Annotated in this window: 11 protein-coding genes and 2 pseudogenes; 4 read left to right on the top strand and 9 right to left on the bottom strand. The window is 54.6% G+C overall.

The features are described 5' to 3' along the window. The 3 genes and pseudogenes from tssC to ACESQ2_RS07085 form a co-directional block, all read right to left on the bottom strand. A partial coding sequence (gene tssC / locus ACESQ2_RS07095) for a type VI secretion system contractile sheath large subunit (protein WP_373170260.1) occupies positions 1 to 839 on the bottom strand: 839 nt, incomplete at its 3' end. 40 nt (positions 840 to 879) lie between these two features. Further along, a pseudogene (gene tssB / locus ACESQ2_RS07090) lies at positions 880 to 1,370 on the bottom strand (type VI secretion system contractile sheath small subunit). Positions 1,371 to 1,981: 611 nt separating this feature from the next. Continuing rightward, positions 1,982 to 2,137: pseudogene (locus tag ACESQ2_RS07085) on the bottom strand (NmrA/HSCARG family protein); the annotation flags it as partial. Positions 2,138 to 2,203: 66 nt separating this feature from the next. Here ACESQ2_RS07085 and ACESQ2_RS07080 point away from each other — a divergent pair. After that, positions 2,204 to 2,767 carry a DJ-1/PfpI family protein gene (locus ACESQ2_RS07080; protein WP_373170259.1) on the top strand — a complete coding sequence of 188 codons (564 nt, stop codon included), beginning with the start codon at positions 2,204 to 2,206 and terminating at the stop codon, positions 2,765 to 2,767. Between the two features lie 278 nt (positions 2,768 to 3,045). On the opposite strand, the gene ACESQ2_RS07075 is transcribed toward ACESQ2_RS07080, so the two are convergent. The 6 genes from ACESQ2_RS07075 to ACESQ2_RS07050 form a co-directional block, all read right to left on the bottom strand. Beyond that, positions 3,046 to 3,822: an ABC transporter ATP-binding protein gene (locus ACESQ2_RS07075; RefSeq protein ID WP_014229066.1), complete on the bottom strand. Its 777-nt coding sequence runs from the start codon at positions 3,820 to 3,822 to the stop codon at positions 3,046 to 3,048. After that, a complete protein-coding gene (locus tag ACESQ2_RS07070; RefSeq protein WP_014838264.1) occupies positions 3,822 to 4,592 on the bottom strand; it encodes an ABC transporter permease in 771 nt (256 codons plus the stop codon). Before ACESQ2_RS07070 ends, ACESQ2_RS07075 begins: the two co-directional genes overlap by 1 nt. Then, the gene (locus tag ACESQ2_RS07065; protein ID WP_014229064.1) at positions 4,589 to 5,596 is read right to left on the bottom strand and encodes a glycine betaine ABC transporter substrate-binding protein; all 1,008 of its coding nucleotides are present in this window, start codon (positions 5,594 to 5,596) and stop codon (positions 4,589 to 4,591) included. Before ACESQ2_RS07065 ends, ACESQ2_RS07070 begins: the two co-directional genes overlap by 4 nt. A 28-nt stretch (positions 5,597 to 5,624) precedes the next feature. Further along, positions 5,625 to 6,344, bottom strand: coding sequence for an aspartate/glutamate racemase family protein (locus ACESQ2_RS07060; protein WP_373170258.1), 720 nt, complete (start codon positions 6,342 to 6,344; stop codon positions 5,625 to 5,627). Then, positions 6,341 to 7,354 (bottom strand): D-cysteine desulfhydrase, encoded by a 1,014-nt coding sequence (locus tag ACESQ2_RS07055; RefSeq protein ID WP_373170257.1) that lies wholly within the window; start codon positions 7,352 to 7,354, stop codon positions 6,341 to 6,343. The genes ACESQ2_RS07060 and ACESQ2_RS07055 overlap by 4 nt, the downstream gene beginning before the upstream one ends. A gap of 252 nt (positions 7,355 to 7,606) precedes the next feature. Further along, on the bottom strand, positions 7,607 to 8,629 hold the full coding sequence (locus ACESQ2_RS07050; RefSeq protein ID WP_046877354.1) for a malate/lactate/ureidoglycolate dehydrogenase: 1,023 nt from the start codon (positions 8,627 to 8,629) through the stop codon (positions 7,607 to 7,609). Positions 8,630 to 8,871: 242 nt separating this feature from the next. On the opposite strand from ACESQ2_RS07050, the gene ACESQ2_RS07045 reads away from it, so the two are divergent. The 3 genes from ACESQ2_RS07045 to ACESQ2_RS07035 are packed head-to-tail and all read left to right on the top strand — an operon-like array spanning position 8,872 to position 11,581. Beyond that, on the top strand, positions 8,872 to 9,879 hold the full coding sequence (locus tag ACESQ2_RS07045; RefSeq protein WP_046877355.1) for an ABC transporter substrate-binding protein: 1,008 nt from the start codon (positions 8,872 to 8,874) through the stop codon (positions 9,877 to 9,879). A 21-nt stretch (positions 9,880 to 9,900) separates the two neighbouring features. Further along, complete coding sequence (locus tag ACESQ2_RS07040; protein WP_025107026.1) at positions 9,901 to 10,743, top strand: ABC transporter ATP-binding protein; 843 nt, start codon at positions 9,901 to 9,903, stop codon at positions 10,741 to 10,743. Further along, entirely contained in the window at positions 10,715 to 11,581 is an 867-nt protein-coding gene (locus ACESQ2_RS07035; RefSeq protein ID WP_014229058.1) for an ABC transporter permease, read from the top strand. Before ACESQ2_RS07040 ends, ACESQ2_RS07035 begins: the two co-directional genes overlap by 29 nt. The last annotated feature ends 94 nt before the right edge of the window (positions 11,582 to 11,675 follow it).

The following is an 11,675-nucleotide window of genomic DNA, read 5'->3' as shown; positions in this document are numbered from 1 at the left end:
TTGAAGCTGCGCACCGGCACGGTGTCCGGACCATACGGCAGGCGGCCCAGCACGCGCGGCATCACCAGGCCGATATAACGCGCGTCGTCGGTGTCGCGGAAGGATTTCCATTTGATGTACTCGGCGCGGTCGAAGTAGTTGCCGATATCCTTGATGGCGGCAACCTCTTCCATGGACTCTTTCAGAAAGAAGGCCGGACCCACGGCGCCGATAAACGGCATATGCGCCGCGGCGGAGACGCCGGAGATGCTGCGCAGCAGCGCCACGTCCTGCGGGCTGGCGTCGAACTCATACGCGGAGATCACCGAGCCAATCGGCTCGCCGCCCGGGGTGTCGTACTCGGCGGTGTAGGTGTGCCAGTAGAGGCCGCTCTGAATCAGCTCCGGCGCGTCTTCGAAGTCCTGGCGCAGGTCATCTTTGGAGACGTCCAGAATTTCGGTTTTGACGTTCTGGCGGTAGTCGGTGCTGTCCACCAGCTGCTTCAGGCCGCGCCACAGGGATTCCACCTTCTGGAACTCAGGATGGTGCATCACCGCGTCCAGCTGGCGGCTGATTTGATAGTCCAGCTCCGCGATGTGGTGGTCAATCAGGGTCTTGTCGAGCTTCTCCACGGTCTTTCCGGACTGACGGATGCAGTCCATAAACACCTGCATCGCCGCCGTCAGTCGTTCGCCCGCCGGGGCGTCGGACAGCGCGGCATCATCCAGAAAGTCGTTAATATCGCCCAGGCGGGACGCCGGGGTCAGGTTGATTTTGTCAAACAGGGAGGCGTAAACGCTCTCTTTTTCCAGTACAGCGGTCTGCCCCTGCGCGGGGGCGGTTTCAGTATTTACAGACATCAGCATATTCCCGGTTAATCCATTAAATAACGCACGCCGTTTATTTCGGGGCCAGCGCGCTCATTTCGTCGCGTAATTCCTGCGTCAGCGCCGGGTCTTTCAGGATTTTCTCAAGCTCTTTTCTGAAAGTGGCGTTATCAAGGAGGTTGGATTTGAGGTCGCGTAATAAATTCCGCATCGCCAGCATGGCGCGGAGCTGGGGATCTGGCGGGCCACCTGCTCCGGTTCGAAATCTTTCATATCGGCGAAGCGGAGCTGAATATTTTCTTCGGCGCTATCGCCGGCCAGCGTGTTCTGTACCGTGAGGCTGATTTCCGGGCTGAATTCCGAAAGTACGCTGTTGAAGTTATTTTTATTGACGTTGATTTTTGCTCTTTCCGATAATGGCCGGTCTTCTTTGCCATTACTGAAATCACCGATGGTGAGGAGTTTCAGCGGCAGCTCGACTTTCTTCTGCGCGCCTCCTGTGTGCAGAGCCAGCTTTAAATTAATGCGTGCCTTGGGCACCTCATTCTGGAACGTATCAGCCATAGCGGTCCCTTCCCGTGAGGAATAATGTGTTAAAGATAACGGTGTGTGAAGACCCGGATATAGTAGAGCAAAGCGCCAAAAAATATCAACCTGCCGGTTGCAAAGTCCATTATAAGACTTTCCTCAGGCATCTTAAGGCAAATGTAAAAATGAAACGCATGAGACAAACAAAGCTGGTATGTAATAACAACTCTTTTCTTACAATAAAGGCAGGATGTATACCTGACAGAGGAATGTGAATTAAATTCATATCTGAATAGGCAACGTTGATTGATGCAAATCAATATGTAACGCAAATACTGGTCGTTCCGGATACTGAAACGCGCGCGAACAGGGGCGTAAGAAATAAATTATTTTTTATCCTTTACCGGCCATAAAAAAGTCCAGTAGTGGATTTTAATATGGCTATAATTAATGGCTGACAGGATTAATATAAAACTTACAAATAATACTTGCCAAATATCCGGTATCGATGGTTAAACCGGACAACGTATAGAGTCGCGCTGAGCGTAAAAGAAATAGCGGCATTTCATTCAGCAGATATATTAAAACAGAGCTTACAATAATACCTCTCGCTCATTAATTCCTGCCTGGCGCCGGGTAAAGCGGGTTTACCGCTTAAAGGCCCGGCCGGCAGAGATTGCCAGCGCCCGTTCGAAAGCGACGCGTCCTGTTCCCGCCAGCCAGGACTCAATGGATTGCAGCTGCGGATTCATTTGCCGCATCGCCGCCAGATCGGCATGCCCCGCCAGCCGTCCCTCATCCACAGGTTCGCATTCCCTCTCCCGCCAGGCTATATCTTAGACACCTTTCTTCATACAGGAGTGAATAAGATGGGCAAAAAGATTCTGATGCTGGTGGGCGATTACGCCGAAGATTACGAAACTATGGTGCCGTTTCAGGCATTACAAATGATCGGTCATCAGGTTGATGCGGTCTGTCCAGATAAAACAAAAGGCGACTTCATTATGACCGCGATCCATGATTTTGACGGCGCCCAGACCTACAGTGAGAAACCCGGGCACCGCTTTGTTCTCAACGCCGATTTTACAACGGTGAAAGAACAGGATTACGACGCGCTGTTAATCCCCGGCGGCCGGGCGCCAGAATATCTGCGCCTGAATGCGCGAGTGATTAAACTGGTGCAGGCATTTGACGCAGCGCGTAAACCGATTGCTGCCGTTTGCCACGGCCCTCAGCTGTTGGCAGCTGCGGGGGTATTAAAAGGCCGCACCTGCAGCGCCTATCCGGCCTGCGCGCCGGAAGTGCGGCTCAGCGGCGGACATTTTGCCGACATCGGTATCGATCAGGCGCATGTGGATGGCAATCTGGTGACCGCCCCCGCCTGGCCCGCTCATCCGCAATGGCTGGCGAAATTTGCCGAATTGTTGCAGTAGCAAACCTGACAAATATAAAAGGCCGGAACGGATCATCGGGGATTACCCTCTGAAGGCGATGCTGGCGCTAAAAATCGCGCCAGCATCGGTTTTAATGGCAGTTAAAAAAGATTATCGGCAATGCTGTAAGCTCAGCTTTTGGGGTAGACGGTGCAGACTTTCGCCGAAGCAGGGCCAGACGCGATCGCTGCCCGTCTGGTCATTCGATATGACCAGAACAACCGGGAACCACGATATGATAAGTTCGGAAATAACCCCTTTGCTTGCTGCAGCCGTTTTCAACCTAAATGGCGTTTAGCCTCCTTACGCACCCGGTGCAGTACATGATGTTTGATCCCACTGTAATCCGGGTGTTCAGACAGATTCTCGATATCACGTTCCCGGCCAAAAGGCAGGGCGATCTCCTCAACAATTTTTCCTGGGTTTGCTGACATAATCAGAATGCGATCGGCGAGGAATAGCGCCTCTTCCACGTCGTGAGTGACAAAAAGCAGAGTGGTGCCGGTATTGAGCCAGGCCTCACGCAGCAGTTCCTGCATCATCAGACGGGTTTGCGCATCGAGCGCGCCGAAGGGTTCATCCAGTAACAGCACATCCGGGCCGGGTAGCCAGGCGCGCGCCAGCGCTACCCGCTGTTTCATACCGCCTGAAAGCTGCCAGGGCGAATGGTGCTCAAAGCCTTGCAGGCCAACGAGTCCAAGCCATTCCATCGCACGGGCGTTAATTTCATCTTTGCGATGCTTACCCAGCCGAGGACCAAAGGTGACGTTATCCAGTACCGATAGCCACGGAAAGAGGTTAGGCTGCTGGAAGATCATTCCGCGATCCGGCCCCGGCTGGCGGACCGGTTTCCCCCCCGCCACCACGCGCCCCCGATCCGGTTTGTTAAACCCGGCGACCAGGTTAAGAATAGTGGACTTACCGCAGCCGGAAGGCCCCAGGAGCACCACAAATTCCCCTTTGTGGAGCGACAGGCTGATATCTTCCAGCACCGTGAACGGCTGTGGCTTCGCCGCAAAGGCGAGCGATACGTTTTCCAGCGTGATAGCACTCATTATTCTTTCCCCGCCCAGGGTACAAACAGGCGCTGCAGCCCCAGCAGCAGTAAATCCAGCGCATAGCCAATGCCACCCAGTAGCAAAATGCCAAGCATGACGATATCGGTGCGTAAATAGGAACTGGCGTTAATGACCATCCAACCCAGCCCCGAACTGGCAGCAACCATCTCCGCCGCGATAAGCGACGTCCAGCCAATGCCAATCGACAGCCTGACGGTGGTGAACAGTTCCGGTAACGTATCCGGTAACACCACGCGCAGAAAGATCTGTTTGCGTGAAGCACCAAGCGTTTGCGCCACACGAATGCGCGAACGACCAATACGCTCTACCGCAGCAGATGCCCCCACTACCACGCTAAGGAAAGTGGCAATAAAGATGAGAAAGAACTTCGAGGCCTCACCAATCCCCAGCCAGACGACCGCCAGCGGAATAAGGGCAATTTTGGGCAGCGGGCGCAAAAACTGCACAAACGGATTCAGCACCGCCGCCAGACCTTCCGACAGCCCCATCAATAATCCCAGAGGAATACCGATGATGATTGCCACAGAAAAAGCGCTTAACGCACGTGCCAGGCTGACGGCAACATGCTCCCACAGCGGCACCTGACGATAACCATCCGCCAGCAACTCTTCGGTCGTCAGGCCTATATCCATTAGCGATGGCAGCAGCAGCGGATCAACCCATTGCCGCGAGGCCGCCACCTGCCAGACGATAAAGAAAACAGTGACCGAAACGACGCTGATGGCAATGTGATAACTCAATCTCATTGCGCGGCTACCGCTGCGTCACGGATATAACGGGAGTTAATGGCGCTGTCCCAGCTGGCCGGGATATCACGTTGGCGAATCTCGCCGATATCAGCAAGGAAGTGAGAGGTTTTGGTCAGCGCTTTCCCAATCCCGCTGTCGGTGGTTTGCGTACCGTTCCCCAACCATTGCGCCGTACCCTGCTGGCTCAGCGTGGGATATTCCAGCCCACCCAACGTATTGACGGCGGTCGTCACCGGCGCGCCCACCTCTTTCGCAACAATGGCCGCCGCGCGCTCCGGGTCTTTCTTAAACTCATCGACTTTTTGCTGATGAACACGCAGGAACGCGCTGACGGTTTGCGGATACTGCTCAGCAAAAGCTTTACGCACAACGTAGTTGTTATAAATCAAGTAGCCATCTTTTTGCAGATCTTTGGTTGCGAACACCTGATGCCCGCCAGAAGTCTCCAGTTCCTGAGCAAACGGCGCCCAGACATAGCCCGCGTCGATATCACCGCGTTTCCAGGCTGCGACCATTTCCGCCGGACGCAGCGGCAATAACGTTATTTTACTGCGGTCGAGATGGTTAACGCTGATAGCGGCCTCAAGCGCATATTGCGCCGTCGAGTTTGGCGGATAGGCTACGCGTTTACCCTCAATATCTTTAATGCTGGCAATACCGTCTTTACCAATTAAACGCTCGTAGCTGGCAATCACGCCAGAGACGCCGATAATTTCCACCGGCAGTTTTCTGACAATGCCTGCCGTTGCCGGGCTGGATCCAAAATTAGCAATATCAATCGCATTGCTGGCAAAGTAATTTAACGCATCAGCACCGGACGCAAATTGCACCCATTTCACCTTGCTGTTGAGTGCCTTATCCAAAGAACCATCGGCCTTAGCCAGCATCAGCACCTGAGAACCGCCGCTATATGCCACCCGAACTTCCGCTGGCGTTTCGGCAAAGCTGCTATTAACCCACAGGCCACCCGCTGCAAGTAAGACACAGAGACTTTTATTCATTTAATTTATCCTTTAAATAACAACGTTTTTAATGCCATGTCTCGCGTTGCGCCAGCCATAGCCGGGCACACTGCCGGGCGAGCGCTTCTGCGGGATCAATTGACACGGCCAGATGCGGTGAGGTCACCTCAGCCAGCGCAACCGGCACTTCTGTACAGGCCAGCACCAGCCGCTCTGCGCCACGATCGCGCAATGCCTGGGCCTGTAGACTCAGCAGTTCTCCGCCGGTACGCAGTTCGCCGCGTTTTACCGCATAGCATCCCGGCACAAACCACTGCCGCAGTTCTTCTTGCGTCGGCTGTACGCTTTCGATCCCCATCGCGGTAAATCCGTGCTGAAACCAACCGGCATCCAGCGTGCCCTGGGTAGCGATAATCCCGACCCGCCGGGGTTTCTCTTTCCCGTCGAATACCGCCAGCGTGGCGTCCACAACATGCAGCAACGGTGCGTCGCTATGCTGCGCCAGCGCCTCATACCAGTGGTGCGCCGTATTACAAGCAATGGCAATATGACTGACGCCCACGCGGTTCAGCTGTTCCACACCGTACAACAACTGCGGCAGCGGGGATGGCCCCGTTCCCGCCAGCGCCCGCTGGCGATCCGCAATTTGCGGCACATTCCATACCACATGGGGAATTTGCTGTTGGTCGCTGCTGGCGGGCGTTGCCCGCAGCAATTTATGCATCAGATCCAGCGTCGCCAGCGGCCCCATGCCGCCAAGAATTCCCAGCAGAAATGGTGTACTCATGATGGCAAAGAATCGGCGATGACCTGACGGTAGCCAAACAGACCTGCGCTTCCCCCCGTATGGATAAACACCACATTCTCATCCCTGCGGAAATGACCTTTACGGATCAGATCAATCAATCCGGCCATGCCTTTTCCGGAATAGACGGGGTCGAGCAGAATCCCCTCGTGCTGCGCCAGCAACTGCAGCGCCTCAAGCATCCCTTCGGTGGGCAAGCCATAGCCTTCGCCGACATAATCACCGTTCGCCACCACCGCCTCACGCGGCAATTCACCCGGTACACCGAGCAGTTCCCGCGTCTGCTGCGCCAGACGCCAGACGTTGTGTTCCTGTTTTTCGCGCGGAGCGCGGACGCTAATCCCGAGGAGAGGAATACCGCTGTGCGTGGCAGTTAAGCCCGCAATCAGGCCAGCCTGTGTACCTGCGCTACCGGTGGCATGAACGATATGATCGATGCGCAGCCGTAGCTGGCTGGACTGCCAAAGCAGTTCTTCCGCGCAGGAGACGTAGCCCAGCGCGCCGATAGCGTTCGAGCCTCCACCGGGGATGACATAAGCGGTGTGGCCCCTGGCTCGCAGGCTTTCCGCGTGTTGTTCCATTGCCTGCTGCATATCCGTACCGCCGGGAAGATGAGCGATAATTTTGCCCCCGAGCAAACCGTCCAGCAGCACATTGCCGGATTGCTGATACTCATCACCCAGCGTCGTGACGCGTTGTTCGAGAAAAATATGCGTTTCCAGACCCAGTCTGGCTGCCGCCGCGACGGTCTGACGCACATGGTTAGACTGCGTGGCGCCCTGGGTAATGATAATATCCGCCTGTTTTGCCTGGGCATCGCCCAGCAAAAACTCAAGTTTGCGGGTTTTATTACCGCCAGTGGCGAGGCCTGTGCAATCGTCTCGTTTTATCCAGATATTTGGCCCCTCCAGCAAGCGTGAAAGCTGCGTGAGAGGCTCCAGAGGGGTCGGGAAGTGGCCAAAATGAAGCCGGGGGAAACGCGCCAGATGCATAATAACTCCTGTAAAAAATGACTACGCAGCAAATTAAAATTTTGCCGCGAGGATAAAAGGTTCATACAATATTAAGTATGACTATATTTATTTTCTCACTGATGACTTACCAAGTTTTTCAGCTATGGTTATGAGAAAAAAAGATAAAAATAGTGCTTTTATTTATTTTGTTCATCAGCACTAATTAACCGGACATAATACCAACGCTTTCGAACAGATAACCCAAAGACGTATTTAACCAGGCAGACAACCTCAGGTATTTAATGCTTCCAGGGCGACAAACGCCTGCCAGCTCACCTCATCGATCCAGATACCCTCTTGTTGACGGCGGGTATACGCGCGCAATTCCGGCTCTCCGGGGATCTGCACATTGCGCCCTTCCTGCCCGCTACGCACCCAGTCCACCTGCGCTAATAGCGCCTGCTGGTAACTCTCCTGCGCCCCCAGCCGCGCAGGATCAAATAAAATCGATAGCATATTGTTGATGATTCCGGCACGTGGAGGAATTTGCTGGCTTTCGGTTTCGCCGCCGGTCAGCGCAGCGCCGAGTAGACTACAAATCAGCGACAAACCTGCGCCTTTATGCCCGCCAAAAGGCAGCAAGGCACCGAACGGTTCCGTCATTAATACCGCAGGGTCGGTGGTGGGTTGTCCGTTCGCATCTACCGCACATCCTTCAGGGATGGCTCGCCCTTCATTCCATGCGATGCGCGCTTTATTGCCTGCTATGGCGCTGGTTGCGAAGTCAAGGATAACCGGGGGCCGGTTCGCGAGCGGTACCCCGACACAAAAAGGATTTGTGCCGAGTCGGGCACCGAGTCCATCGAAAGGCAGTACGACCGACGGCGCTGCCACGTTGGCAAAATGGAGCGAGACCAGTCCGGCGTCCGCCGCCTGTTCCGCCCATGCGCCGATTCGTCCAAGATGGTGGGTATTAGACAATCCGATTATTGCCACCCCAAACTCGCGCGCACGCTCAATACCCACGGCCATGGCCTGTTCGCCCAACGCCTGGCCGAAGCCGTGCCCCCCATCAAAAGAGACGATCGGTCCGGCATCAGACAACATGGTGAGCGTGGCGCCAGGGTTCAAATCCCCTGCCAGAATGGCCCGAATATAGCGCGGTAACAGGGTCACGCCATGAGAGTCGTGGCCTTTTAGTGAGGCTTCGACCAGGTTATCCGCGACCTTTTGAGCGATATCAGGTCCGGTGCCAACCCTTACCAGATGGCGCTGCAAAAGCGAACGTAAATAATGATCCGAAAATAAAGGCATGATGAGGCTCGCAATGACTGCCCCTACATTGATAAGGGCTATTTAAAAGATGAACCCGACTATACTGAGAATATATTTATGACCTAAACATGAATAATGACTAAGCTTTTCCGCCTGGTAAATAACAAGCCACAAATATCGTTATTCATTTCTCTGATATTCATTTTCATTTAAATCACTTCCTTTCCCGCTCGCCTCTGCCCATGATTTTTGGCTGAGAAACACCTTTCTGGGAAACTGAAATGAATAAAACAAGCAGAATACTCGCCTGTACGCTGGCGCTTTCCGCCCTGGGCGGGATAAGCCAGCCGGCATTAGCGGAAGGAAGCATTAGTATCGCGCAGCAATTTGGCATCGGCTATTTAATTCTTGATGTGGTACGTGACCAACGGCTTATCGAAAAAGAGGGTCAGAAAGAGGGGCTGGATATAAAAGTAGAGTGGCGCACCATTTCCGGAGTGACCGGGATGAATGAGGCCCTGCTCTCTGGCGCTCTGGACGTTGCGTCAGCCGGGGTTCCTCCCGTACTCACCCTATGGGATCGCACCAAAGGTAAGCAAAATGTGAAAGCGATTGCCTCGCTGGGGTCGATGCCCAATTATTTGTTGAGTAATAATCCGGCGGTAAAAAGCATTAAAGATCTGTCCGAAAAAGATCGGATCGCCGTACCGGCAGCAGGCGTCGGTTTTCAGTCTCGGACATTACAAATCGAGACCGCGAAATTATATGGTGACGGGGACTTCAAACGCTTCGATAAAATTAGCGTCAGTTTACCGCATCCGGACGCCAGCGCGGCATTAATTGCCGGCGGATCGGAGATTACCACCCACTTCTCAAGCCCGCCCTTCCAGTATCAGGCGCTGGAACATAAAAACGTGCATAAAGTGCTCAGCTCCTATGACGTACTGGGGGGACAGGCAACCTTTAATGTTCTCTATACCACCCAGAAATTCCATGATGAAAACCCCAGAACCTATAAAGCGTTTTATCGCGCGCTCAGCGAAGCCGCAAGTATTATTAACCGTGACAAAAACGCCGCTGCCGAAACTTACATTCGCGTTGAGAAATCGCGGCTGCCTTTGCCGCTGGTACAAAAAATTGTTAACGATCCCGAAATCAGCTTTACGGTTTCCCCTGAACGTACTGGCGTATATGCCGAAAAACTCCATGAGCTTGGGATACTGAAAAATAAGGCCGGCTCGTGGAAAGATTATTTTTTTAACGAAGCATGGGAAAACCCCGGCAGCTAAACCGCGATACTGGAGGCTATGATGGTCAATCAGCAAATTGATGGCCCGCTGCTGCAGGTCAGCCATGTCGATATTGAATACCGCACCCGTGAACGCCGGGTACGCGCGACGCACGATGTCAGTTTTGATGTCTGGCCTGGGGACCGCTTTATTCTGCTTGGCCCCTCAGGCTGCGGAAAATCGAGCCTGTTGAAAGCCGCAGGCGGTTTTATTGCCCCACGCAGCGGTCAAATTTCGCTTGCAGGGACGCCAGTTAGCGCCCCCGCTCCGGACCGTATGATGGTATTCCAGGAGTTCGACCAGTTGCCGCCGTGGAAAACGGTGCTGGAAAACGTCATGTTTCCTCTGCTCGCCAGCCGCAAAGCCAGCCGTTCACAGGCAAAAGAGACGGCGCTGCATTTCCTTCACAAAGTCGGTCTGGCGGAATTTGCTGACGCGATGCCCCATACGCTCTCCGGCGGCATGAAGCAGCGCGTCGCCATCGCCCGTGCGCTGGCGATGAAACCGCGCATCCTGCTGATGGACGAACCCTTCGCCGCCCTGGATGCGCTGACGCGGCGCACGATGCAGGAAGAGTTGCTGACGCTCTGGGAAGAAGAGCGCTTTACGCTGCTTTTCGTCACCCACTCGATTGAAGAGGCGCTGGTCGTAGGCAGCCGTATTGTGGTGCTTTCGCCGCATCCAGGACGCGTCCGGGCAGAGCTTAATTGTCATCAGTTCACGCTTAATGATTTCGGCAGCGAGGCGTTTCAACACGCGGCTCGTCATATTCACCATCTGTTATTCCCGACGACCGGCAACGGTCCGTCTCACTCATCCGGCGAGGAGCCAGCGTATGTCCCAGCCACCGTACATTCGTCCTGAATTCGAACGCGAATTACCGCCGCTACGTAATCTGCCGGTGGAAACGCCGCTACCCTTAAGCCAGCGCCTGTGGAATCAGGCATGGCTGCGTAAGTCTGTGATTGTCGCCCTGGTGCTGGCGCTATGGGAGATCGCCGCGCGAATACAGCAAAACGATCTGATGCTGCCCGGGGTATTTCAGACGCTGCAGGCGTTCAGTGAAGACCTGCGCAATGGCGAACTGCCGGAAAAAATCGTCAATTCACTCAGTACCCTGCTGAAAGGATATCTGGCAGGCAGCGCGCTGGCGCTGATTGCCAGCGCCCTGGCAGTGACCACGCAGTTTGGTCGCGATCTGCTCAGCACATTAACCGCGATGCTCAATCCACTGCCGGCAATTGCGCTGCTGCCGCTGGCTCTGCTGTGGTTTGGTCTGGGAAATGCCAGCCTGATATTTGTACTGATACATTCCGTCATGTGGCCCATCGCTCTGAATACCTGGTCCGGATTTAGCAGCGTGCCGGAAACGCTGCGCATGGCCGGGCGCAACTATGGCCTGCGTGGGCCACGCTATGTGATCACGATTCTTATTCCGGCATCGTTGCCCGCCATCCTTTCCGGTTTGAAAATAGGCTGGGCTTTCGCCTGGCGAACGCTGATTGCCGCCGAACTGGTATTCGGCGCCTCCAGCGGCGAAGGGGGGCTGGGCTGGTATATATTCCAGAATCGCAATGAGCTGTTCACCGACCGGGTATTTGCAGGGCTGTTAACGGTCATCGCGATTGGTCTGCTGGTGGAAGGCATCGTATTCGCCAGTCTGGAAAAGATCACAATTAAGCGCTGGGGGATGCAGCGTTAACCCCACATTCATTCAGGCAGCTACTGCGCCCCCCCATTAAAACGTCCGCTGGCGCCTTTCAGGCTGGCTCACCGTGTTGCCGAAGTCGCGGCAA

The sequence above is a fragment of the Klebsiella sp. Q11 genome (genome assembly GCF_964241505.1).
In the GTDB taxonomy this organism is placed as follows: Bacteria; Pseudomonadota; Gammaproteobacteria; order Enterobacterales; family Enterobacteriaceae; genus Klebsiella; species Klebsiella michiganensis.
The sequence above is the reverse complement of the archived record's forward strand: the minus strand, read 5'-3'. Positions and strand labels throughout refer to the sequence as shown.

Coding starts and splice junctions, on each gene's coding strand:
- ACESQ2_RS07055 (WP_373170257.1), bottom strand. CDS start 7,354: ATGCATCTGGCGCGTTTCCCCCGGCTTCATTTTGGCCACTTCCCGACC.
- ACESQ2_RS07080 (WP_373170259.1), top strand. CDS start 2,204: ATGGGCAAAAAGATTCTGATGCTGGTGGGCGATTACGCCGAAGATTAC.
- ACESQ2_RS07040 (WP_025107026.1), top strand. CDS start 9,901: ATGGTCAATCAGCAAATTGATGGCCCGCTGCTGCAGGTCAGCCATGTC.
- ACESQ2_RS07060 (WP_373170258.1), bottom strand. CDS start 6,344: ATGAGTACACCATTTCTGCTGGGAATTCTTGGCGGCATGGGGCCGCTG.
- ACESQ2_RS07045 (WP_046877355.1), top strand. CDS start 8,872: ATGAATAAAACAAGCAGAATACTCGCCTGTACGCTGGCGCTTTCCGCC.
- ACESQ2_RS07035 (WP_014229058.1), top strand. CDS start 10,715: ATGTCCCAGCCACCGTACATTCGTCCTGAATTCGAACGCGAATTACCG.
- ACESQ2_RS07065 (WP_014229064.1), bottom strand. CDS start 5,596: ATGAATAAAAGTCTCTGTGTCTTACTTGCAGCGGGTGGCCTGTGGGTT.
- ACESQ2_RS07050 (WP_046877354.1), bottom strand. CDS start 8,629: ATGCCTTTATTTTCGGATCATTATTTACGTTCGCTTTTGCAGCGCCAT.
- ACESQ2_RS07070 (WP_014838264.1), bottom strand. CDS start 4,592: ATGAGATTGAGTTATCACATTGCCATCAGCGTCGTTTCGGTCACTGTT.
- ACESQ2_RS07075 (WP_014229066.1), bottom strand. CDS start 3,822: ATGAGTGCTATCACGCTGGAAAACGTATCGCTCGCCTTTGCGGCGAAG.